This is a genomic window from Microbispora sp. H10836, assembly GCF_012999525.1.
In the GTDB taxonomy this organism is placed as follows: Bacteria; Actinomycetota; Actinomycetes; order Streptosporangiales; family Streptosporangiaceae; genus Microbispora.
The window spans coordinates 149,335-172,070 of record NZ_JABBWU010000020.1; the positions used below are offsets into that span (position 1 = coordinate 149,335).

19 protein-coding genes are annotated in these 22,736 nt (G+C 72.1%); 15 read left to right on the forward strand and 4 right to left on the reverse strand.

From position 1 onward, the window contains the following. Positions 1-43: 43 nt before the first annotated feature. The gene (locus HHX30_RS30955) at positions 44-850 is read left to right on the forward strand and encodes a carboxypeptidase-like regulatory domain-containing protein (RefSeq protein ID WP_169986263.1); all 807 of its coding nucleotides are present in this window, start codon (positions 44-46) and stop codon (positions 848-850) included. A gap of 200 nt (positions 851-1,050) precedes the next feature. Continuing rightward, positions 1,051-2,796: a substrate-binding and VWA domain-containing protein gene (locus HHX30_RS30960; protein WP_169986265.1), complete on the forward strand. Its 1,746-nt coding sequence runs from the start codon at positions 1,051-1,053 to the stop codon at positions 2,794-2,796. 22 nt (positions 2,797-2,818) lie between these two features. On the opposite strand, the gene HHX30_RS30965 is transcribed toward HHX30_RS30960, so the two are convergent. Both HHX30_RS30965 and cofD read right to left on the reverse strand, forming a co-directional pair. Continuing rightward, positions 2,819-4,144: a coenzyme F420-0:L-glutamate ligase gene (locus HHX30_RS30965; protein ID WP_211592787.1), complete on the reverse strand. Its 1,326-nt coding sequence runs from the start codon at positions 4,142-4,144 to the stop codon at positions 2,819-2,821. Between the two features lie 21 nt (positions 4,145-4,165). Continuing rightward, a complete protein-coding gene (gene cofD / locus HHX30_RS30970) occupies positions 4,166-5,104 on the reverse strand; it encodes a 2-phospho-L-lactate transferase (RefSeq protein WP_169986269.1) in 939 nt (312 codons plus the stop codon). Between the two features lie 171 nt (positions 5,105-5,275). On the opposite strand from cofD, the gene HHX30_RS30975 reads away from it, so the two are divergent. From HHX30_RS30975 to HHX30_RS30990, 4 genes are all read left to right on the forward strand, one after another. Next, the gene (locus HHX30_RS30975; protein ID WP_169986271.1) at positions 5,276-7,387 is read left to right on the forward strand and encodes a hypothetical protein; all 2,112 of its coding nucleotides are present in this window, start codon (positions 5,276-5,278) and stop codon (positions 7,385-7,387) included. Positions 7,388-7,579: 192 nt separating this feature from the next. Then, positions 7,580-7,837, forward strand: coding sequence for a WhiB family transcriptional regulator (locus tag HHX30_RS30980; RefSeq protein WP_079313297.1), 258 nt, complete (start codon positions 7,580-7,582; stop codon positions 7,835-7,837). Positions 7,838-8,001: 164 nt separating this feature from the next. Next, positions 8,002-10,851: a glycosyltransferase family 2 protein gene (locus tag HHX30_RS30985; protein WP_169986273.1), complete on the forward strand. Its 2,850-nt coding sequence runs from the start codon at positions 8,002-8,004 to the stop codon at positions 10,849-10,851. Beyond that, positions 10,848-12,302 (forward strand): DUF5719 family protein, encoded by a 1,455-nt coding sequence (locus tag HHX30_RS30990; protein ID WP_169986275.1) that lies wholly within the window; start codon positions 10,848-10,850, stop codon positions 12,300-12,302. The genes HHX30_RS30985 and HHX30_RS30990 overlap by 4 nt, the downstream gene beginning before the upstream one ends. A 34-nt stretch (positions 12,303-12,336) precedes the next feature. On the opposite strand, the gene HHX30_RS30995 is transcribed toward HHX30_RS30990, so the two are convergent. Further along, positions 12,337-12,804 (reverse strand): metallopeptidase family protein, encoded by a 468-nt coding sequence (locus HHX30_RS30995; protein ID WP_310741953.1) that lies wholly within the window; start codon positions 12,802-12,804, stop codon positions 12,337-12,339. A gap of 166 nt (positions 12,805-12,970) precedes the next feature. On the opposite strand from HHX30_RS30995, the gene HHX30_RS31000 reads away from it, so the two are divergent. The 7 genes from HHX30_RS31000 (at position 12,971) to HHX30_RS31030 (ending at position 19,302) form a co-directional block, all read left to right on the forward strand. Then, the gene (locus HHX30_RS31000) at positions 12,971-13,336 is read left to right on the forward strand and encodes a DUF3499 domain-containing protein (protein WP_030509365.1); all 366 of its coding nucleotides are present in this window, start codon (positions 12,971-12,973) and stop codon (positions 13,334-13,336) included. 117 nt (positions 13,337-13,453) lie between these two features. Further along, entirely contained in the window at positions 13,454-14,809 is a 1,356-nt protein-coding gene (locus tag HHX30_RS31005; RefSeq protein WP_169986277.1) for a phosphomannomutase/phosphoglucomutase, read from the forward strand. Positions 14,810-14,813: 4 nt separating this feature from the next. Beyond that, a complete protein-coding gene (locus HHX30_RS31010) occupies positions 14,814-14,987 on the forward strand; it encodes a Trm112 family protein (protein ID WP_169986279.1) in 174 nt (57 codons plus the stop codon). Continuing rightward, entirely contained in the window at positions 14,984-16,132 is a 1,149-nt protein-coding gene (locus HHX30_RS31015) for an SIS domain-containing protein (protein WP_169986281.1), read from the forward strand. Before HHX30_RS31010 ends, HHX30_RS31015 begins: the two co-directional genes overlap by 4 nt. 34 nt (positions 16,133-16,166) lie before the next feature. Continuing rightward, positions 16,167-17,108, forward strand: a complete 942-nt coding sequence (locus HHX30_RS31020) for a cation diffusion facilitator family transporter (protein WP_169986283.1) — start codon at positions 16,167-16,169, stop codon at positions 17,106-17,108. 129 nt (positions 17,109-17,237) lie between these two features. Beyond that, complete coding sequence (locus tag HHX30_RS31025; protein WP_169986286.1) at positions 17,238-17,849, forward strand: DUF6230 family protein; 612 nt, start codon at positions 17,238-17,240, stop codon at positions 17,847-17,849. A 46-nt stretch (positions 17,850-17,895) separates the two neighbouring features. Continuing rightward, positions 17,896-19,302 carry a DUF6114 domain-containing protein gene (locus tag HHX30_RS31030; protein WP_169986288.1) on the forward strand — a complete coding sequence of 469 codons (1,407 nt, stop codon included), beginning with the start codon at positions 17,896-17,898 and terminating at the stop codon, positions 19,300-19,302. Between the two features lie 16 nt (positions 19,303-19,318). On the opposite strand, the gene HHX30_RS31035 is transcribed toward HHX30_RS31030, so the two are convergent. Further along, positions 19,319-19,651, reverse strand: coding sequence for a MerR family transcriptional regulator (locus tag HHX30_RS31035; RefSeq protein WP_169986290.1), 333 nt, complete (start codon positions 19,649-19,651; stop codon positions 19,319-19,321). Between the two features lie 168 nt (positions 19,652-19,819). On the opposite strand from HHX30_RS31035, the gene ahcY reads away from it, so the two are divergent. Both ahcY and HHX30_RS31045 read left to right on the forward strand, forming a co-directional pair. Further along, entirely contained in the window at positions 19,820-21,247 is a 1,428-nt protein-coding gene (ahcY, locus tag HHX30_RS31040; RefSeq protein WP_169986292.1) for an adenosylhomocysteinase, read from the forward strand. 60 nt (positions 21,248-21,307) lie between these two features. Further along, on the forward strand, positions 21,308-22,564 hold the full coding sequence (locus tag HHX30_RS31045) for an adenosylhomocysteinase (RefSeq protein ID WP_169986294.1): 1,257 nt from the start codon (positions 21,308-21,310) through the stop codon (positions 22,562-22,564). The last annotated feature ends 172 nt before the right edge of the window (positions 22,565-22,736 follow it).

Below are 22,736 nucleotides of genomic sequence, written 5' to 3' on the forward strand. Positions count from 1 at the left end.
TTTCCAAGCCGATTGCAAGATCACGATCTTAACGTCGGTCGGCATGGAGAGACGGCTGGTGCTCGGTGTCCTGCTGATGACGGTCCTCAGCGGATGCGGGGTCCTGGAGGAGGGCGTGATGAGCGGCTCGGTGAGCGAGGGGCGGTCCGGGCGGGGCGTGGATCCCGGGGAGGCCGAACCCGGGGAGGTCGAACCCGGCGTGCTGAAGGGACGGGTGGTCGACGCGCAGGGCCGCCCGATCGAGGGGGCCGAGATCGTCGCCGACAACCAGGTGCTCTACGACAGCAACGAGGTCGTGCGCACCGGCGGCGACGGCCGCTACCGCGTCGCCACGAACATCGGGGTGACCTTCCACGCGTCGGCGACGATGACCAGGCGGTACAACGGCCGGGAGTACACCCTGAGCCTGGCGCCCGACGACGACGCGCCGTTCGCCGGGCCGAGCGGCGCGATCAGGAACTTCACCTGGAAGCTTTCGGGGGAGAAGCCCGACGGCCTCGGTTTCTACGGGGGCAAGGTGCTGTTCCGCGTCGACCTGAACGACCAGCTCGACGCGGGCGCCTTCCTGGAGGACGAGAAGGTGCGGCTCACCCTCGTCCCGGAAGGTCCGCTGATCGACGGCTCAGAGGGAAGCCGGATCGTGCGGACGGCCACCCGGAACGGGGACGGCTCGGGCCTGGAGGACGTGCCCATCGGCCGCTACCGGATCACGGCCGACTACGAGGGCCGCCCGCTCGGGGTGAAGCTCCGCGACGGCGGCGACTACGCGCAGGAGGTCGTCGCCGACTTCACTCCCGTCATGACCGGCGTCTACTGGATCGAGCTGGAGCTCGGGCTTCCCCGGGAATGACGGCGCCCGTCTAATTGGACGCCGTGTATATAACAAGTTCTACGTTGCTCTTGCGCGGGGAGCGGGGGTGATGGGCAGAATCGTGACATTCGGCAGCGCACGGTGACCGTTCCAGGAACAGGCGCGGCGCCGCGGAGCGCCGGCGACGAGAGCCCCACGAGAGCCCCACGAAAGCTACGAGAACTGGGGAGGATCCGCACGTGCCCTCCGGTCGTCACCGGGCCGCCTTCACGGCCGAGCGGCGCCGCAGGCAGGCCGGCTGGAAGGGCGCGGTCGCGGTCCTCACGGTCGCGGTGATCATCGTGGGCGGGGCCTATCTCTTCCTCACCCGGTCGGCAGGAACGTGTTCCGCCCGGGATCCGATCCTCGTGAGCGTCGCGGCGGCGCTGGACGTCGCGCCGCCGGTGATGGACGCGGCCGGGCGGTTCAACGCCTCGGGCGCGGAGGTGGAGGGGCGGTGCGTCCAGGTCCAGGTGGCCGAGCAGCCGCCCGCGCCGGTGCTCCGCACGCTGATCGGCGACCGGGCCGGCGTCCTGCCCGACCGTCCCGACGGCTGGATCGCCGACTCCTCGGTGTGGGTGCGGCTGGCCCGCAAGCAGGGCGGGCAGGACATCGCCGCCGACGAGACCGTCGTCGCGACCTCCCCGCTGGTCTTCGCCACGCACCGCTCGCTCGCCGAGCGGTTCGCCGCCGGGGGGACGGCCATGAGCTGGGACATGGTCTTCCCCGCCACGGTGCGGGGGCGGCTCCGGCCCACCGAGCACGAGCCGGACATCGTGCGCATCCCCGATCCGTCGGTGTCGGGTGCGGGGATCGCGACCGTCGCGGCGGCCCGCGACATCGTCGGCACCGGCGAGAAGGCGGACCGCGACCTCACGGCGTTCGTGCGGATGGCGCAGTCGGGATCGGCCCCCGACTACCGCAGCATGCTCGGCGCGGTGGACGCGCCGGGCTTCTGGTCGCGGCCCGTGGTGATCGTCCCCGAGCAGTCGGTGTGGGCGCACAACCGCGAGGGCCACGCCGAGCCCGTGGTCGCCCTCCAGCCCAAGGAAGGCACGATCGACCTCGACTACCCGTACGTCGTGACGGCCGCGGACCCCGACCGGGCGGCCGCCTCGCGGCTGTTCGCCTCCTGGCTGCGGTCGGCGGCCACGCAGGAGGCCGTACGGCGGGCCGGGTTCCGCGGCGCGGACGGGCAGCCGCCGTTCCCGGCGGGCGACGACATTCCGACCGTGCAGCCCCGCTCGCGCCCGTCGATCACCGCGGAGGTCATCGACGAGGCGCTGGAAGCGTGGAGCAGGCTGGCCCCGCCGAGCCGGATCCTGGTGCTGGCGGACGTGTCGAAGGAGAACGCCGAGCCGATCAGGGCGGGCGGTGAGACCCGGCTGGACGTCGCGGTCGAGGCCGCCAAGCTCGGCCTGCAGCTGTTCCCGAACGAGACCCACATGGGCCTGTGGGAGTTCGCCCGCGACATCAAGGGCGGCGCGGACCACCGTGAGCTGATCGGCCTCGGCCCGATCACCGAGCCCGACGGCGGCCAGGAGGAGATCCGCAGGACGGCCCTGTTCCGGGTGGCCGACGGAATCAAGGCCCTCGGCGACCGGAGCGGCGCGCTGTACGACGCGATCGACGCGGGCTTCCGCTCGGTGTCGGAGGGCTACGACCCGCTGATGAGCAACGCCCTGCTGGTGCTCACCGCGGGCGTGGACGACGGGAAGGGCGTGTCGCGGCGCGAGCTCGTCGACAGGCTCCGCGAGGAGTGGGACCCGGACAGGCCGGTGCAGATCATCGTGGTCGCGTTCGGCAAGGCGGCCGACCGGGCGGCGCTCGGCGAGATCGTCTCGGCCACCAACGGCCAGCTCTACGTCGCCCAGGAGCCGGGCCAGATCATCGACGTGTTCCTGTCGGCGCTGGCCCGGCGGCTGTGCCACCCCACGTGCACCTAGCACGTGCACCTGGAAGGGACGGTCACCTGGTGACGTAGAAGTCGGCCGGGTCGCGCGGCGGCCGGTCCCTCGGCGGCGCGGCGGGATGGCCGATGGCCACGGCGCCCATGGGGTCCCAGTTCTGCGGCAGGCCGAGCACCTTGCGCACCACGTCGCGGCAGAACATCGTGGACGACACCCACGCCGAGCCCAGCCCCTGCACGGCGAGCTGGACCAGGAAGTTCTGCACGCCGGCGCCGGTGGCGACCACGAACATCTCGCGCTCCGCGGCGTTCCTGCGCTCGTCGCGGTAGGTGTGCGAGCCGTCCATGACCAGGCACGGCACCGCCAGGTAGGGCGCGTTCCTGAGCACGTCGCCGCGCCGGATCCGCCGGGCGATCGACTCCTCGGAGAAGCCGTCGGAGCGCAGGTCCTCGACCCAGGCGTCCCGCATCGCGTCGAGCAGTTCCGTGCGCGCTCCCTGGGTCTCGAGCAGCACGAACCGCCAGGGCGTGGTGTGGTGCGGGGCGGGTGCCGCGACGGCGGCCGCCACGGCCCGCCGTACGGCGGCCGGATCGACCTCGCGGGCGGAGAACTCGCGGATCGTGCGGCGGGCGAAGACGACGTCGGCCGAGCCGAACCGGAACATGTCCTCGTCGGCGGGGCGGACGAGCACCCGCCCGCCCGGGCCGTCCTCGTCCGTCACCAGGCCGCCCAGCCCGCGCACGACGGCCACCGGGACGCCGGACAGCTTGCCCTTCGCCAGGTCGCCCGCCGCCGCGATCTCGTCGGCCAGCGCCGTGACGGTGGCGTTGAGCGGATTCCCGTAGGGGTCGACGCCGCCGCGCAGGTCCTCCAGCGGCCGTACGCCGGCGGCGCCGATGGCGACGTCCGTCAGGCCGTGCCGCCAGGGCCGGCCGAAGGTGTCGGAGACGATCACTCCGACGCGCACGCCGAGCCGCTCGCGCAGCCCCCGGCGGATGCGGCCCGCCGAGGCGTCCGGGTCCTCGGGGAGCAGCAGCACGGTGCCGGGGGAGGTGTTCGAGGCGTCGACGCCGGCCGCGGCCATCACGAAGCCGTGCCGCGTCTGCGCGATGACCGTGTCCCCGCGCCGCGCGACCACGCGCGCGGTCTCCTCCTCGATCGCGGCCGTACGGCTGTCGCGCTGTGTTGTCCCGCTGTCGCTCTCTGTTGTCCCGCTGTCGCTATGGCGGACGCGGCCCTCGGCCTTGCTCACGATCTTGGAGGTGACGACCAGGATGTCGCCGTCCTCCAGATCGGGCGCGGCCCGCGCCACGAGCAGGGCGATGTCGTCGCCGGGCCGCACCTCGGGCAGGCCGGGCACGCCGCTGACGGTGATCTGGGGCATGTGCTCCTCTGACATCTGGATTCAGGACCTGAGTGACTGGGCCAGGGCGAGGGCCGCGGCGGCGATGTCCCTCGTGGCCTCGGGGCCGCTCATCAGGAGCGGGCGGGCCTCCACCGCCACGCCGTCGAGCGCGACGCCCTTGTCCTCCTCGGCCACGAGCCAGCCGTCGAGCAGGGCGGAGCCGTACAGCTCCAGCACGGCCTGGGCGCTCGTCTCCACGCCGATCGCCGTCAGGCAGGCGTCGGCCATGCCGCGCACCGGGGCTCCGCCGATGATGGGGGAGACGCCGACGACGGTCTTGGTCTCCAGGGCCGCCCGGATGCCCGGGATCTGGAGGATCGTCCCGATGCTGACGACCGGGTTCGACGGCGGGAGGATCACGACGTCGGCCGCCGCGATGGCGTCGAGCACGCCGGGCGCGGGCCGGGCCTCGTCCGCGCCGACGAGCACGATCTGCTCGGCCGGCACGGAGGCGCGCAGCCGCACCCACCACTCCTGGAAGTGGATCGCCCTTCTGCCGGCCTCGTCGGAGACGACCACGTGGGTCTCGGTGCGGTCGTCCGACATCGGCAGCAGCCGCACCCCGGGCCGCCACCGGTCGCACAGGGCCTCGGTCACCTGCGAGAGCGGATAACCGGCCGCCAGCATCTGGGAGCGGACGATGTGGGTGGCGAAGTCCCGGTCGCCGAGGCCGAACCACTGCGGTTCCATGCCGTACGCGGCGAGCTCCTCCTTCACGGTGAACGTTTCATCTGCCCGTCCCCAGCCCTGTTCCTCGTTGATGCCGCCGCCCAGCGTGTACATGACCGTGTCGAGGTCAGGGCACACGCGCAGGCCGAAGAGGGTGATGTCGTCGCCGGTGTTGCCGATCACGGTGATGTCGGAATCGGGGGCCGCCGCCTTGAGACCTCGGAGGAACCGGGCGCCGCCGATTCCTCCGGCGAGGGACACGATGCGCATGCCGTCAGTCTTCCATCGGCCGTACGCGGCATCGCCGACACCCACCCCGGGAGCGGTACGAACAGCCATATGTAGGGTGTGTTCGGCTTGCGAGGTTGTTGGGTCTGCCGACGCTTAAGTCAGGCATGTGCGAAACTTCCCCGAGTGCCGTTTGGACCGATGGGGGTAGTCGTGCTCAAGGTCGATACCGGCCGGCTCCGCGAGCCGGCCGCGTGGATGATGCTCGCGGTGGTGATCACCGGCATCCTCGTGAGCATCGCGCGCTTGCTGATCGGCTCCTCGCCGAGCAGCACCTTCGGTGTCCGTGCGGCGATGAGCCTGCACTCCCTCGTGTCCCCGCTCTCGACCGCGCTCGCGGCCGGCGCCGTCCTGCTCGTCGCCAAGGCCGGCGCGCCCACCCCCCGGGCTCGCCTGGTGTCGCTCGGCGCGGCCGGGTCGCTCGGTCTCGGCGTCGTCTTCGGCGTGATCGGCATGCTCGGCGTGCTCGTGGGTGACCTGCTCACGTTCCGCGACCGGTTCGAATACCTGATCACCGGACTGCCGATGATCGCGCTCGCCGTCTTCGGCGCGCTGTTCGCGTCGAGCACGGCCGCGGCGCTGCAGTCCGCCGCGGAACCGGCGGGCGACTACTTCGGCAGGCGCGAGGACGCCCACCCGCCGCTGTCGTACGCTCCGGCGCTGCCCCAGGGCCCCCACGGTCCCCAGGGCCACCACGGCCCCCTGGGCCAGCAGGCCCCGCAGGGATACGGCGAGGCCCCCGGAGCGGGCGCGCAGCCTCACGCCCCCACCGTCGGCGCGATGCCGGTCCAGCAGGGACCCGGCCAGCAGGGTCCCGGCCAGCAGGGTCTCGCCCAGCAGCAGTTCGGGCACCCCGCTCCGGGCGATCCGCAGAACGGCCCGCTGCCCGGGCAGAACGGCCCGCTGCCCGGGCAGAACGGCCCCCAGGGCGCGCCGCACATCGCCTCTCACGCCGCTCCCTCGCACGCTGCTCCCTCGCACGCCGCCGCCCCCGGCGGCCAGCAGGGCGGCCCGGGTCAGGGCCACCAGAACGGCCACCAGAACGGCGCGCAGACCCCGCCGCAGAACCTTCCGCACCCCGGCCAGTACGACGCCCTCCACCAGGGCCAGCCACAGAACCAGCCGCAGAGTCACCCGCAGAACCAGCCGCAGGGGACCGCGTACGGGCAGAGCGAGCCCGCCCAGCCCCAGCTGCCGCCCGCCGAGCACCGGTACGCCGAGCCCCAGCAGTACGCGGAGCAGTACCCCCAGGAGCAGTACGGCCAGGAGCAGTACGGCCAGGAGCAGTACGGGCAGGAGCGGGGCCAGGGCGCCTTCGGCCAGGAGCGGCCCCAGGACGTCTACGGCCAGGAACACGAGCCGCAGCACTCCTACGCCCCCGCCCCGACCGCCCCGCAGCCCCCGCCGTTCGGGCAGCCCGGCGCCCCCGTCCATGGGCAGGGTCAGGCGCAGCAGCCCCGGCCGTCGCTGCAGGACGTCCAGACCGGCGCCCACTACGCCGACTACGGCGCCCAGGGCTACCAGCAGGAGCGGCCGCCGACCGGCGCGTACGGCACGCAGCCCGAGGCGCCGGCGCCCCAGCGCTCCGACTACTCCCCGCCGCAGGGCCCGGTGTTCGACCAGTACGGCTACGCGGGACAGCAGACGGACTCCGGCTCGTTCGGGCAGTTCCCGGCCGTTTCCGCCGGCGCGTCCAACGCCGGGTACGACCAGCCCTCGTACGACCAGCCCTCTTACGACCAGCCCTCCTACGACTCCCCCAAGCAGGACCAGCCGTACGGGCAGGGGTCGCCGTTCTCCGGATACTCCGGCCCGGCGTTCGCCCGGCAAGCCGGAGAGCACGCCGCCACGGGCCCGGCCTTCGACGCTCCCCCCGCGTACGAGGGCCCGGCCGACCCGAGGGAGCAGCAGCTCGCGCAGGCCTACCAGCAGGCGCAGAGCTACCAGAAGATCGCCCTGCCGGATCACCCCACCGGTCCGCAGGACCTGCCGGAGTACTACGACAACCCGCTCGGCCACCCCCAGTCCGAGCCCGCGCCGTTCCAGCCGCCGGCGGCCGGCCCCACCGAGCAGACCGTCCGCTTCGACCCCTCCGCCTACCACGGAGACCCCCTCAGCGACCCGCTGCGCAGGGAGGAGCCGCTCGACCCCACGGCGATCTACACGCCGGACCGGTCGCAGGCAAAGTATGAGGAAGGTTCCGCCCCCGATCAGGCAGGCCGCGGAACCGACCCCAACCTCCCTTGGTATGGTTCCGAACGCTGATAGGACCGTAGATCGGGGCATACGAACCGGGGCGAGCAGGTCTTTCCCCGGGTATCGTTATGCCGCTTGACGCCACACGCGCCACGCGCGTGTAATTACAGACATGTTGTTACGCCTTCCCGAGGGTGGGTATAGGGCAGGCGTTTTTATGGGGGGCTCCATGTGGGCGGGCGAGCGACAGGGAGGTGTGCAATGACCGATCTGGTCATGGCACAGGCGCTCGATGGTGAAGATCTGGGGTGGCAGGAGCGCGCTTTGTGTGCGCAGACCGACCCTGAAGCGTTCTTTCCTGAAAAGGGCGGTTCCACCAGGGAAGCCAAGAAGGTGTGCCGTTCGTGTGAGGTGCGCGCCGAGTGCCTTGAATACGCGCTTCAGCATGATGAGCGTTTCGGCATCTGGGGCGGCCTGTCCGAGCGGGAAAGGCGCAAGATCAAGCGCCAGGCCGTCTGACGACGACGTCGGCGGGGTCGCGCGTTGGGCGTGCGGCCCCGTACGCATGTCCGGGGCATGTCCGGGATGCTGCTGACATCCTGTTTCGCCTGGATGTGATCGGGTGAGTCCGGGTTGCCGTATCGTGGTCGGCGCTCAGCCGTACGACCCCCCTAGGACTCGACGTGCACTCGGTGACCGCGATCGTCGTCGCCCACGACGGCGCCCGCTGGCTCAAGGAGACGCTGGCGGCGGTGCTGCGCCAGACCCGGCCTCTCGACCGTGTCGTCGGCGTCGACAACGGCAGCCGTGACGGCAGCGGGAAGCTGCTGACCGAGGCGTTCGGGACGGGCAACGTGCTGACCCTGCCCCGGTCCACCGGGTTCGGCGAGGCCGTCCACGAGGTGCTGCGGCGGCTGCCGCCCGCGCCGGGCCAGGAGTGGGTCTGGCTGCTCCACGACGACTGCGCGCCCGACGCGAACGCGCTGCAGGCTCTGCTGTGGGCGGCGGAGCAGGATCCCAAGGCCGCCATCCTCGGCCCCAAGCTGCGCGACTGGCTCGACCGGCGGGTGCTGCTGGAGATGGGCGTGACCGTCAGCAGGTCGGGGCGGCGCGACACCGGCCTGGAGCCGAGGGAGTACGACCAGGGGCAGCACGACGGCATCGCCGACGTCCTGTCGGTCTCCACGGCGGGCATGCTGATCCGCAGGGACGTCTGGGACGAGCTGAACGGCCTCGACACCGCGCTGCCGCTCTTCCGCGACGACCTCGACCTGTGCTGGCGGGCCCGTACGGCCGGGCACCGCGTGCTCAACGTGAGCGACGCGGTGGCCTGGCACGCCGAGGCGGCGGCGCGGCGGCGGCGCAGGATCGCCACCAGCGACGAGCATCCCCGCAGGCTCGGCCGGCGCAACGGCCTGTTCGTCCTCATGGCGAACCTGCCGTTCGGCGCGTTCGTGCGGTCCGTGCTGCGCAACGTCGTCGCGTCGACGCTGCGGGCCCTGCTGTTCCTGCTGGCCAAGCAGCCGGCCAACGCCCTCGACGAACTCGCCGCGCTCGGCTCGGTCATCGGCCGCCCGTTGCGCCTGCGGCGGGCCCGCAAGGCCCGCAGGAAGGGCAGGAAGCAGAGCTGGCCCGCGATCCGGCGCAAGCTCACCCCGCCGGGCGCCGCGCTGCGGCGGCTGGCCGACATGGTGCAGGGCTTCCTCGCCGGAGCCGGCCCGGTCGACTCGGCGGGCCGTCACCACGCGGCCGCGGACCGCGCCCAGGAGGACGACGGCGACGAGCTGCTGACCGACTCCGGCGGCGTCCAGCGCGTGTTCGGCAGCCCCGTTGTGATGCTCGGCCTGATCCTGGCCGCGATCACGCTGGCCGCCGAAAGGACGCTGTTGTCCGGGCTCCTGTCCGGAGGACACCTGGGTGGCGGGGCCCTGGTGCCCGTCACCGGCGGCGCGTCCGACCTGTGGCGGCTCTACGTCGAAGACCATCACGGCACCGGGCTCGGCTCGCAGACCTGGGCCCCGCCGTACGTCGCCGTGCTCGCCGGGCTGTCGGCGGTCGCGCTGGGCAAGGTGTGGCTGGCCGTCGGCGTGGTGCTGCTCGGCTGCGTGCCGCTGGCCGGGATCTCGGCGTACGCGGCGACCAAGCGGATGATCCCGTACACGCCCGCGCGGGTCTGGCTGGCCGTCACCTATGCCCTGCTGCCGGTCGCGACCGGCGCGGTGGCGGGCGGGCGGCTTGGCACCGCGATCGTGATCGTGCTGCTGCCCGTCTACGCGGCGCTCGCCACGCGCGTGATCGCCGGGTCGCGGCGGGCGGCCTGGGGCTTCGGCCTGCTCCTGACCGTGGGCACGGCCTTCGTCCCGCTCGTGTACGTGCTCGTGGCGATCCTCGGCGGGCTCGCCGCGGTGTCGTTCGGCGGCATCCGCAGAGGCGTCAGGCGGTCGCTCGTGATCGGCCTCGGCACCCCGGTCGTCCTGCTGTTCCCGTGGCTGGTCCAGGTCGCGAGGGAACCGGGACGCATCCTGCTCGAGTCCGGCCTGCACGACGAGCGTCTCACCGGCCTCCGACTCGGCGCCGAGTCCCTGCTCATGCTGAGTCCCGGCGGGCCGGGGGTGCCGCCCGTGTGGGCGACGGCGGGCCTGGGCGCGGTCGCGCTGGCCGCCCTGCTGCTGCGGCGCCACCAGATGATCGTCGCGATCGGCTGGGGCGTCATGCTCTTCGGGCTGCTGGTGGCGATCGTGGTCAGCCGGATCGACGACACGGCGTGGCCGGGGGTGCCGCTGGCGTTCGCGGCGACGGGCCTGCTGGTGGCCGCGGGGCATCAGGCGCACCGGATCGCCGAGTTCCGCGCCGCGGGCGGGCTGCGCCGTCTCGGCGCGATGCTCATCGTCGTGGTCGCCTTCGCGACCCCGCTCGCCGCCGCCGCGCTGTGGGTGACGAGGGGCGCGGACGGCCCGCTGCGCGGCGACCTGAGCGACCCGGTGCCGGTGCTCGCCGCGCTCCAGTCGGCGCCCGGCGAGGGCACGCTCCTGCTGCGTTCCAGGGACGAAAGGGTCGGCTACACGCTGCTGCGCGGCCGGGGGCCGCTGATCGGCGAGTCCGACCTCGAACCGCCCCGGGAGGAGAGCGCCCGTCTCGCGACCGCGGTCGCCGGGCTCGCCTCGGGCCGGGGCAGCACGTACGTCCAGACGCTCGCGTCGTTCGGAGTGCGCTTCGTGACGGTGCCCGGCTCCGTCGACCCGGCCCTGCGACGGGCGCTCGACTCGCAGCCCGCCCTGATCAGGGTGAGCCTCTCGGAGACGGGCGGCCTGTGGCGCGTGGCGGGTCAGGTGACGGTTCCCCCGCCGCCCGCGACGGCGGGCGCGCTGCACCGGGGCTGGCTGTGGGCCCAGGGCGCGCTGCTCGTGCTCGTGCTGGTCCTGGCCTCGCCCGGGGCCCGGACGAGAGAGCCGGAGGGCGACTACGCCGACGTGCCCGTCGAGGAAGGGCCTCGGGGCCGCCGCCGGGCGAAGGAAGATCGGGTGCCCGCGTGAGGAGACTGATCGAGAACCGCTTCGGCCTGCTCGCCCTGGTGCTGGTCGCACTGGGCGCGTTGTACGGCGTGGCCTACGTCAGCCGGCCCGCGCCGGTCGCGCAGGCGCGTCCGCAGGCCGTCAAGGCGCCGGTGGAGTCGGTGACCGCCGTGTGCCCGGCGCCGTCCGGCAGCCGGGTGAGCGTGGTGACGCCGGCGGACCCCGAGCGTCCCCAGACCCCCGGGAGCGCCACCCTCTCGGCGATCAAAGCGCCGGGCAAGAACGGCGGCGGCAAGGACGACGTGATCGACCGGGTCGGCCTGCTGTGGCAGCGTGACGTCGCCGCCGGGGGCGGCCCTCTCGTGGTGGACGCCGACGGTTCGATGGCCGCCGGACTGGAGAGTGCCCAGACCGCACGGGAGACGTCGGGCACCCAGCGTGGGCTCGCCGGGGTGCGCTGCGTCGAACCGGGGGCCGAGAGCTGGTTCGTCGGGCCGGGGCCGGCCGCGGCGGAGATGACCCTCTACCTCGCCAACCCCGACTCCGCCCCGGCCAACGTCTCGTTCATGGTCTACTCCGGGGAAGGCCCGGTGCTGAGCGAGCGGGGCAACGGCGTCGTCGTCAAGCCCGGCGAGCACCGCGTGATCAGGCTGCGCGACCTCGCGCCCTCTCCGCTGATCATGGCCCTGCAGGTGAGCACGAGCAGCGGCCGGGTGGCCGCCGCGGTGAAGGCCGTGCTGGGCCAGGGCAGGGGCGTCGACTGGCTGCCCGTCGCCACGGCCCCCGCCACCCGGGTCGTCGTCCCGGGCGTCCCCGGCACCGCCGGGCAGCGGGAGCTTTACGTCGCCGCGCCGGGGGAGCGGGACACGGTCGTGCGGATCAGGGCCGTGCTCGAGGACGGCTCCTACGCGCTGAAGAACAAGGAGACGCTCGATGTGCCGGCCGGCTCGGCGTCCTCGCTCGACCTGTCCACCGGCATCGGAGGACAGCCGGCCGCACTGGTGCTGGAGTCCGACGTCCCGATCGTGGCGGGCCTGAAGATCACCGGAACGGGAGCCAGGCAGGACGTCGCCTTCACGGCCGGCGCCGCCTCCGTCGACCTCGGCAGCGTCGTCGCGGACGGCCGGGCCGAAGGCAAGCAGACCTCCTGGCTGGTGCTCTCGGCGCCGTTCGGGCCGGCCACCGTGGAGGTGCGGCTGCTGCCCGCGAAGGGCGAGGCGCCGGCCCCGATCGAGGTGACGCTGCCCGCCGCCCGAACCAAGGAGCTGAGGCTCACACCCCCCAAGGGCAGCAAGGGCGGCTTCAGCGTCGTCGTACGGCCGAAGCCGGGCTCGGGGCCGGTGTACGGCGGGCGCGTCCTCGACGAGGCGGCCAGGGACGGCCAGATGGTGACCGCGCAGCCGCTGGCCATGGCCAGGATCTGGGCGCTGGTGCCCCCGACCGTCGATTCGCCGGGCGTGGTGCTTCCCTAACGACTCACTGCCGCGCAGCGCCGCTCAGTGCCACTCAGTGCCGGTCGTCGTAGCCCGGGTCGATCGTCTCCGGGGTGAGGCCCAGCAGGCTGGCCACCTGCTCGACGACCACATCCAGGACCAGCGTGCCGAGCTGCTCGCGGTCGCGGGCCCGCGCCTCGAGCGGCCGGCGGTACAGCACGACGGCGGCGGGCTCGTCCCCCAGGGCCGACTCGGCGCGCCCGAGCGGGATCGGGTCGGAGGACAGCCGGGCGGGCCCGTCCACCAGCTCGGCGGCCGGCGGCACCTCCTCCACCGCGAACTCGACCGACGCGAGCTGGGTGCCCCACCGCGGCTTGAGCCGGTCGACCGCTTCGAGCACCAGGTCGTCGAACCGCTCGCCGCGGGACTTGGCGATGGGAACGTGCGAGGGTGCGAGGGGGCCGCGCATGCCACGGCCGTGCCGGTCGCGCCGGCGCACCCGCCGCGCTGGATCCGGCCTGTCACCGCTCCGATCGCTCACGCAGCCAGCTTAAGGCCCGTCCCGTCGGTGTGGTGGATCCCGCGGGTTGTGTCCGCTTTGCCCACCAACGTCATACCGACTTCAAAGAACGCTGAATTGTGGCGACACGTTCAATAAGAGCGGCGGGGTGGTGGCAATGTGAACGCGGACCGGATACGGTCCCTCCGTGAGCCCCGTCCGCAGCTGTTCCCGTACCGCCTGCAGGCAGCCTGCCGTCTTCACACTCACGTATGTCTACGCCGACTCGACCGCCGTACTCGGCCCCCTGGCGACGTACGTCGAGCCACACTGTTACGACCTGTGCGCGGAGCACGCGGAACGGCTCACCGCGCCGAGGGGATGGGAGGTCGTGCGCCTTCCGTCCGAGTCCGTCGCCCCGAGCGGGGACGACCTGGAGGCCCTGGCGAACGCGGTCCGGGAGGCCGCGCGCCCCGCTCCCGCCGCCGGCGAGCCCGTCGGTCAGGCGGTCGAGGTGGGCCGCCGAGGTCACCTGCGGGTGCTCAAGTCCGCCCAGCCGAACAGGGAGCGATAACACCCCGCGACAACACCCCGCGATGAGATCGCGCGCGGCGCGTTGGAGGGCTCATTGTGTGGGCAATCGGGCGCTATAGGCTCAGGTGCGAAGACTAACGACTTTTAGGGGCGTGCAGTGGCCGACCTCGGCAGGATCTTCAAGGCGTACGACGTACGCGGCGTGGTGCCGGACGAGCTCGACGAGGAGATCGCACAGGCCGTCGGGGCGGCCTTCGTGGAGCTGACCGGTGCGACCTCGGTGGTGATGGCGCACGACATGCGCCCCTCGTCGGGCCCGCTGGCCGCGGCGTTCGCCCGGGGCGCGACCTCCCGGGGCGCCGACGTGGTCAACGCCGGTCTCGGCTCGACCGACATGCTCTACTACGCCAGCGGCAGCCTGAACCTGCCGGGCGTCATGTTCACGGCGAGCCACAACCCGGCCAAGTACAACGGCATGAAGATGTGCCGGGCCGGCGCCGTACCGGTGGGCACCGACACCGGCCTGCTGGAGATCCGCGACCGCGCGGCCGAACTGCTCGCCACAGGGCTGGGCGGCACGCCAGGCGCGGGCGCGGTGACCGAGCGCGACCTGCTGGAGGGCTACGCCGCCCACCTCAAGACGCTGGTCGACCTGTCGGGCATCCGGCCGCTCAAGGTGGTCGTGGACGCAGGCAACGGCATGGGCGGCTACACGGTCCCCGAGGTCTTCAAGGGCCTGCCGATCGAGCTGACCCCGCTCTACTTCGAGCTCGACGGCAGCTTCCCCAACCACGAGGCCAACCCGATCGAGCCGGAGAACCTGCGCGACCTGCAGAAGGCGGTCGTCTCGCAGGGCGCGGACATCGGCATCGCCTTCGACGGCGACGCGGACCGGTGCTGGGTCATCGATGAGCGGGGCGAGTCGGTCTCGCCGTCCACCGTCACGGCGCTGGTCGCGGTGCGCGAGCTGGCCAAGAACCCCGGCGCCACGGTCATCCACAACCTGATCACCTCCAAGGGCGTGCCGGAGATCGTCGCCGAGCACGGCGGCAAGCCCGTCCGCACGCGCGTCGGCCACTCGTTCATCAAGGCGGAGATGGCCCGCACCGGCGCCGTCTTCGGCGGAGAGCACTCGGCCCACTACTACTTCCGCGACTTCTGGTTCGCCGACTCGGGCATGCTGGCCGCCCTGCACGTGCTCGCGGCCCTGGGCGAGCAGGACCGGCCGCTGTCGGAGGTACTGTCCCGCTACTCGCGCTACGCCGCGTCCGGGGAGATCAACAGCAGGGTCGAGGACCAGGCCGCCGCCCTGGCGCGGGTGCGCGAGACCTTCGCGGGCCGGGAGGGTGTTACCTTCGACGAGCTGGACGGACTCACCGTCAGCGGTCCGGACTGGTGGTTCAACCTGCGTCCGTCCAACACCGAGCCGCTGCTCCGGCTCAACGCGGAGGCCGCCGACGAGGAGAAGGTCGCCGCCGTCCGGGACGAAGTGCTCGCCGTGGTAAGGAGCTGACGAGTTGAAGATCGACGACTGGCTGCTGGACATCCTCGCCTGCCCGGCGTGCAAGTCCCCGCTCCGCGCGATGCCCGACGCGGACGAGCTGGCCTGCACCTCGGAGTCGTGCGGGCTGGTCTACCCCGTGCGTGACGACATCCCGGTGCTCCTCGTCGACGAGGCCCGCAAGGCATGACCGCTGCCGGAGGGGCCCGGTTCGAGCCCGACCGGCTCGACGACCAGGCGTACCTGATGGAGGGCGACCCCTCCGGCATGCTGCGTTCCGTCGCGTCGTCGGCCGCCCAGATGCGGGCGGCCTACCGATCGTCCGTGGAGAACGGCGTGGCGCGGATAGGGCGGGACGGCCGCCCCCGCGCGATCGTCGTGGCGGGCATGGGCGTCTCCGCCCTCGCCGGCGACGTCCTGGAGGCGCTGTGCAGATACGGCGCCCCGGTCCCGGTGGTGACCGTGCGCGGCCACCGGCTGCCCGGCTGGGCCGGCGCCGCCGATCTCGTCATCGCGGTCTCCCGCTCCGGCAGGACCGAGGAGACCCTCGGCGTGACCGCCGAGGCCGTACGGCGCGGGTGCGCGCTCGTCGGTGTGGGCGCGCCCGACACGCCGCTGTCGGCCCTGGTCGCGCGGGCGGGCGGGCCGTACGTGCCGGTGGGTGGCGCGACCGGGGTGGCCGGACAGCCGAAGGCCACGCTGTGGTCGCTCGTGGTGCCGCCGATCCTGGCGGCTGCCGCGCTTGGCCTGGTCTCCGCGGGGGAGAGCGAGTTCGAGTCGGCGGCCAAGCGGCTGGAGGACCTGGCCCATCGCTGCCGCCCGTCGAGCGAGTCGTTCATCAATCCCGGCAAGACGCTGGCGATGGAACTGGCCGGGACGCTTCCGCTCATCTGGGGCACCTCGCCGCTGGCCGCGGTGGCGGCCCGCCGCCTGGCCGACCGGCTCAGTGGGAACGCGGGCTATCCGGCGATCTGGGGGGAGCTGCCCGAGGCCGCGCACAACCAGATCGTGACGTTCCACGGCCCCCTGGCCGGGCGGGACGTCTTCGCCGACCCGTTCGCCGACGAGCCGGGTGAGAGCCCGCGCCTGCGCCTGTTCCTGCTGCGCGACGTGGAGGAGGATCCCCTGGTGGCCGCGTCCCGCACGGCCGCCGTACGGCTGGCCGAGGACCGGGGCGTTCCGGTCTCCGAGATCAGGGCCGAAGGCGGGCACCCGCTGGACCGGCTCGCCGCCCTGGTCGGCCTCTGCGACTACGCGAGTGTCTACCTCGCTCTCGGGTACGGGATGGACCCGGCGTCGGCCGCAGCGGAACTCCGGGCGAGGATTTCCCCTTAGGATCGCTTCGGCCGATCGAATTGAGGAGTTCAACGTGAGTGCGGGTGGCGGTACCAAGGCGATCCTCGCGGCACTCGGCGCCAACATGGCGATCGCCGTGGCGAAATTCGTGGCGTTCGTGTTCACCGGGTCGTCGTCGATGCTCGCCGAGTCGGTCCACTCGGTGGCCGACTCCGGCAACCAGGCGCTGCTGTTGCTCGGCGGCAAGCGCGCCGCCAAGGGGAGAACCCGCAAGCACCCCTTCGGCTACGGCCGTGAGCGCTACTTCTACGCCTTCGTCGTCGCCGTGGTGCTGTTCACGATCGGCGCGCTGTTCTCCCTGTACGAGGGCTGGCACAAGATCAGTGACCCGCACCCCGTGGAGGCGCCGCAGTGGGCGTTCGGCGTTCTGATCTTCGCGATCGTCGCCGAGGGCTTCTCGTTCCGTACGGCGATCAAGGAGTCGAGGGAGCACAAGGGCAGGGAGTCCTGGGTGTCGTTCATCCGCAGGGCCAAGGCACCCGAACTGCCCGTCGTGCTGCTGGAGGACCTCGGCGCGCTGCTGGGCCTGGTCTTCGCGCTGTTCGGCGTCGCGATGGCCGTCGTCACCGGCAACGGCGTGTGGGACGGTGTCGGCACCCTCATGATCGGCGTGCTCCTCGCGGTGATCGCGGTCATCCTGGCCACCGAGACCAAGTCGCTGCTGATCGGCGAGAGCGCGACCCCCGAGGTGGAGGAGAAGATCTGCGCCGCGCTGGAGGCCGCCCCCGAGGTCAGCCGGGTCATCCACCTGCGCACCCTGCATCTCGGCCCGGAGGAGCTGCTGGTCGCCGCGAAGATCGCGGTGCAGCACGACGACACCGCCGGCGAGGTGGCGCGGGGCATCGACGAGGCCGAACGGCGCATCCGTGAGGCGGTTCCGATGGCCCGGGTGATCTACCTGGAGCCGGACCTCTACCGGGCGGACGCCGCCTCTGGGCAGCGCGCCGGCGCATGATCCCTGTTACGGTCCGCCACTTCTCGCTGCGCGCCGTAATTGAAATGTGATGCTGAGTCACTTCAACCTCTGCGGTACCGATCGGTAACTTTGCTTCTGCATTTGACTGGTTCCCCCCAGAGGTGACTCATGGCTCAACAGGGACGCGTCCGGCAGGGACGCGTGCGTTGGAAGCGCTTCGCGCTCGTCTTCGTGCCCGCACTCGCGGTCGCGTCCGTGTTGGTCGGCGCGACCGCCGAGGGGGCGATCGGCGCGTCGTTCGTGGTCTCGGGTGACACGTTCAAGGTCTCCGCGGACACCCTGCAGGGTCAGGGCTTCGTCCAGTACGGCAGCACGGTGGAGAACAAGAAGGGCCAGAAGATCCCGGTCGCCGTCTCCGGCATCCGGAAGGCCACCCTGACCAACATGTGCCAGACGGTCCTGGTGAAGTCGCCCGTCGGCGCCGTGACCATCCGGATCACCGCCGGCACGGGCAAGGACCCGGTCACCGCCGAGAACATGATCGTCGACGCCTCCCAGATCGAGGGCAACGCGGTCTTCACGAAGCTGGAGGCGGGTCGTGACGCCAGCGCCCTCGACCAGCTGCCGGGCGCCGAGGGTGCGGCCGGCATGTTCGGCCAGCAGGCGAGCGGCATCACCATCAAGGACTTCCGGCAGGTCTCCTGGTCGGTCAACGCGGCGACGTTCAAGCTGCCGGGGCTGAAGCTGTCGGTGGAGCCGGGCAAGCACGAGTGCTTCTGATGCGGGTGCTTCAGATGGCCGGACACACGATCTCGGGCGGGCGGAGATGAGCGGCTCCTGGCGGCGGTCGCGGCCGTTCTGGGGCGGCCTGCTGGTGCTCGCGGCCGGCCTGGAACTGCTGAGCATTCCGTTCGCGACCCAGGCCCTGCCGCTCGTCATCCAGTCGGGCACGGTCGGCGCCACCTACCTGATCTCGCTGGTGCTGATCATCCTCGGCCTGATGGTCTGGCTCCAGCCCGACAAACGGGCCTTCCTCGGCGTGGTCGCCGTGCTGATCTCGATCGCGTCGTTCATCTACGCCAACCTCGGCGGCTTCCTGATCGGCATGCTGCTCGGCCTGGTCGGTGGTGCGCTGGCGGTCGCCTGGACGCCCGCGGAGACCACCGTGGCCGGCTCGGCGCCGACCCAGCCCGCCGCTCCGCCGGGGCCGCAGGAGGGCGAGATCACTATCACCGGGCGCCGGGTGGTCAGCGGCGACGAGCGGCTGGGGGCCACACGGCCCCAGCGGCCGGCGGCCGAGCCCCCGGGAGAGGGCCCGCGTGTCCTGGTGGCCCGCGTCCGCGACGGGTCCGCGTCCGAGCCGGAGGACGAGAGCCCCGGCGGCGGCCCGGATGACGGTGACGGCCCGGTAGACGGCCCTGACGACGGGGGCGTGCGGCCGGACGGCGGCGGGCACGGCGGTGGGCACGGTGGCGGACGCGGAGACGGGGGTCCGGGCCCGGCGACGAGGGCGCTGGCCATCGCCGTGCTCCCCGTCATCCTGGCGGCCGGAACGGCCGTGGCACGGGAGGACCCCGGTCCGGGCGGGCAGGGCGGCTCCCTCCTGCCCGGTGTCGTCCCGAGTGCCGTTCCCAGCGGCCTGTCCGACGTCCTCGACGGAGTACTGCCCAGCGCGGTCCCCACGGCCCTGCCCACGAGCCTGCAGGACGCCGTGGGGTCCCTCACGGGCAGGAGGAGTCCCTCGCCGTCGCCCGGGGAGGGCGGCGAGGACGAGCCGGGGGGCTCCTCCACGCGCGGGGGCAGTGCGCCTGGGGCGGTGCGGGTCGCGACCGAGACGGCCGCGGTCCGCGCGCCCTCGCTGACCATGACCGGGATGAAGTTCACCGGCGTGGTCGAGATGCCCACCGCGACCGGCACCGTCAAGATGCTCCGCTTCACCATGGACAAGGCCGTGCTGGAGCGGCCCACCCAGACGATGGGCCCGACGACGCTGACCGGCAGCACGTTCACCTTCGAGGGCAACGTGGTGATCTGCACGACGAAGATGACCGCCAAGCTTCTCGGCCTGCCCCAGGAGTTCACGGCGGAGCACCCGAACCTCCTGGTCAAAGCGCTCAGGTTGGTGCCGTCCCTGAACGTCCCACTGACGATGACCGACATCGTGAGCGAGCAGCCCTACGTCACGGCCGACTCCCTGCGCGCCGACGACCTGCGTCTCGTGGTCGGCGCCTGACTCGTCGGCGCCTGGCTCATCGGTGCCGCAGCAGCCGCAGGGCCTTCTCCTTCTCGAAGTCCAGCGCCCGGCGCGGCGCTTGGATGCGCCCGATGCGCACGCCGAGGTCGCGCACGGCCTGGGCCACCGCCGGCTCGGACAGTGCCCGGAGCGCGAAGGCCAGTTCGGCCGGCGAGACGTCGAACCGGCGCTCCAGCTCCGTCGCCTGGCGCACCGCCTCCAGTTCGTCGGGCCCGAAGCGCCGATGGGCGCCCCTGTCCCGTACGGGCGGCAGCAGGCCGAGGGCCTCCCGGTAGCGCAGCATCCGGGGGGACATGCCGAGCCGCCTGGCCGCCTCGGTGATGCGCATCGTGCCTCCGGTCCCCGTTCCCTGGGTCCACGCTAGACAGTCCGGCGGCCCTCTGGCACCCGTCGGCGGCGTAATCTCACATTCTTGTGTCAGGTTCGCACGCCTCCGTATGCGTCGGCGCGTCCGCGACACCTAAACTCGCACCGACGGACAATGGAGGAGACACTCATGGACTTCAAGGTCGCCGACCTTTCGCTGGCGGAATTCGGCCGCAAAGAGATCCGCCTCGCGGAGCACGAGATGCCGGGCCTCATGGCGACCCGCAAGGAGTACGCCGCGGCGCAGCCGCTGCGCGGCGCGAAGATCATGGGCTCGCTGCACATGACGATCCAGACCGCCGTACTGATCGAGACGCTGGTCGCGCTCGGCGCCGACGTCCGCTGGGTGAGCTGCAACATCTTCTCCACGCAGGACCACGCCGCCGCCGCGGTCGTCGTCGGCCCGGACGGCACGGTGGACAACCCCTCCGGTGTCCCGGTCTTCGCCTGGAAGGGCGAGACGCTGGAGGAGTACTGGTGGTGCACCGAGCAGGCCCTCCGCTGGCCCGACGGCTCCGGCCCCAACATGATCCTCGACGACGGCGGCGACGCCACGCTGCTCGTCCACAAGGGTGTGGAGTTCGAGAAGGCCGGCGCCGTGCCGGTCGCCGGTGAGGACGACCCCGAGGAGTGGGCGGTCATCCTCGACACGCTCCGCCGTACGGTCTCCGAGGACAAGTGGTGGACCCGCGTGGCCGAGGAGATCAAGGGCGTCACCGAGGAGACCACGACCGGTGTGCACCGGCTGTACGAGATGCACAAGTCCGGCACGCTCCTGTTCCCGGCGATCAACGTCAACGACTCGGTGACCAAGTCGAAGTTCGACAACAAGTACGGCTGCCGCCACTCGGTGATCGACGGCCTCAACCGCGCCACCGACGTGCTGATCGGCGGCAAGGTCGCCGTGGTCTGCGGCTACGGCGACGTGGGCAAGGGCTGCGCCGACGCGCTGCGCGGCCAGGGCGCCCGGGTCATCGTCACCGAGATCGACCCGATCTGCGCGCTCCAGGCCGCCATGGACGGCTTCCAGGTCACCACCCTGGAGGAGGTCGTCGGCATCGCCGACATCTTCGTCACCTGCACCGGCAACTTCAACATCATCACCGCCGAGCACATGGCGCAGATGAAGCACCAGGCGATCGTGTCCAACATCGGCCACTTCGACAACGAGATCGACATGGCCGGCCTCGCCCGCACCCCCGGTGTCGAGAGGAACAACATCAAGCCGCAGGTCGACGAGTGGGTGTTCCCCGACGGGCACTCGATCATCGTGCTCGCCGAGGGCCGGCTGATGAACCTCGGCTGCGCCACCGGCCACCCGTCGTTCGTCATGTCGAACTCGTTCACCAACCAGGTCATTGCGCAGATCGAGCTCTTCACGAAGACCGAGGCCTACCCGATCGGCGTCTACGTGCTGCCCAAGCACCTCGACGAGAAGGTGGCCCGTCTCCACCTCGACGCGCTCGGGGTGAAGCTGACCACGCTCACCAAGAAGCAGGCGGAGTACATCGGCATCGACGTCGAGGGCCCGTACAAGCCGGACCACTACCGCTACTGACAGGCGGGTCGCACGACGAGGGCGCGGGCCCGGCCCGCGCCTCGTCAGGAGGTAGACGGCGTGATTCAGCCGGACGTCACGGCGGACATCGCGGAGGCCGGAGAGCGGCGCATCGAATGGGCGGCCCGGTCGATGCCGGTCCTGCGGGCGGTCGGCGCCGGTTTCGGCGCCGATCGGCCGCTCGACGGCCTGCGCGTCGCCGCCTGCATGCACGTCACCGCCGAGACGGCGGTGCTCATGGGGGCCCTGCGGGAGGGCGGCGCCGAGATCGCCCTGGCCGCGTCCAACCCCCTGTCCACGCAGGACGACGTCGCCGAGGCGCTGAGAACGTACGGCATCGCCGTCCATGCCCGCGCCGGCGTGGACATGGAGACCTACTACCGACACATCCACCAGACGCTCGACATCGCGCCGAACATCGTCCTGGACGACGGATGCGACCTCGTCAACACCCTGCACACCGAGCGGGTCGAACTTCTCGACGACGTGATCGGCGGTTGCGAGGAGACCACGACCGGGATCATCCGGCTGCGCCAGATGGCCTCGGAGAACGCGCTGCGCTTCCCGATGGTCGCGGTGAACGACACCCGGACCAAGCGGATGTTCGACAACCGGTACGGCACCGGCCAGTCGACGCTCGACGGCATCATGCGAGCCACCAACGTCCTGCTGGCCGGCCGCACCGTCGTCGTGGCGGGTTTCGGCTTCTGCGGCCGAGGCGTCGCGGAGCGGGCCAAAGGCCTCGGCGCGCGGGTCGTCGTCACCGAGATCGACCCGGTCAAGGCACTCGACGCGGCCCTGCAGGGCTACGACGTGCGGCCGATGAGCCTGGCCGCCGAGACCGGCGACGTGTTCGTGACCGTCACCGGCAACCGCGACGTCATCCGGGCCGAGCACCTGGCTGTCATGAAGGACGGCGCGATCCTCGCGAACGCGGGCCACTTCGACGTCGAGATCGACGTGCGCGCGCTGGAGGAGATGGCGCGCGAGGTGCGCTTCGGGATCAGGCCCAACACCGACGAGTACGTCCTCAATGACGGCCGCAGGCTGCTGCTGCTCGCGGAGGGGCGCCTGGTGAACCTGACCGCGGCCGAGGGGCACCCGGCGGCGGTGATGGACATGTCGTTCGCCGCCCAGGCGCTCGCCGTCGCCTGGCTGGTGCGGGAGTCGGCGCGGCTGACGCCCGGCGTGTACGACGTCCCGGCCGGCATCGACGCCGAGGTGGCCCGCCTGAAGCTGGCCGCGGCCGGCATCTCGATCGACGCGCTCACCGTTGAGCAGGAGGAGTATCTCCACTCCTGGCGTCTTGGGTCCTGACCCCCGGCCATCGATCCTCATTCCCGCACCCGCCTGGTTCGGGGCGGGTGGTAGGTGAAGGCCCAGCGGTCTTTGCCGGTCTTGTGGCGGGTGTAGCGGTCGGGGTGCTGGTAGCGGTCGCGGTTGTGGAACTGGCAGGCCGGGCCCAGCAGTTTGAGGTCGGTCAGGCCGC

What these genes read in the sequence shown, in the direction of transcription:
- HHX30_RS30955 (WP_169986263.1), top strand. Translation starts at nt 44, where the DNA reads ATGGAGAGACGGCTGGTGCTCGGTGTCCTGCTGATGACGGTCCTCAGC.
- HHX30_RS30965 (WP_211592787.1), bottom strand. Translation starts at nt 4,144, where the DNA reads ATGCCCCAGATCACCGTCAGCGGCGTGCCCGGCCTGCCCGAGGTGCGG.
- cofD (WP_169986269.1), bottom strand. Translation starts at nt 5,104, where the DNA reads ATGCGCATCGTGTCCCTCGCCGGAGGAATCGGCGGCGCCCGGTTCCTC.
- HHX30_RS30980 (WP_079313297.1), top strand. Translation starts at nt 7,580, where the DNA reads ATGACCGATCTGGTCATGGCACAGGCGCTCGATGGTGAAGATCTGGGG.
- HHX30_RS31015 (WP_169986281.1), top strand. Translation starts at nt 14,984, where the DNA reads ATGACCGCTGCCGGAGGGGCCCGGTTCGAGCCCGACCGGCTCGACGAC.
- HHX30_RS31025 (WP_169986286.1), top strand. Translation starts at nt 17,238, where the DNA reads ATGGCTCAACAGGGACGCGTCCGGCAGGGACGCGTGCGTTGGAAGCGC.
- HHX30_RS31030 (WP_169986288.1), top strand. Translation starts at nt 17,896, where the DNA reads ATGAGCGGCTCCTGGCGGCGGTCGCGGCCGTTCTGGGGCGGCCTGCTG.
- HHX30_RS31035 (WP_169986290.1), bottom strand. Translation starts at nt 19,651, where the DNA reads ATGCGCATCACCGAGGCGGCCAGGCGGCTCGGCATGTCCCCCCGGATG.
- ahcY (WP_169986292.1), top strand. Translation starts at nt 19,820, where the DNA reads ATGGACTTCAAGGTCGCCGACCTTTCGCTGGCGGAATTCGGCCGCAAA.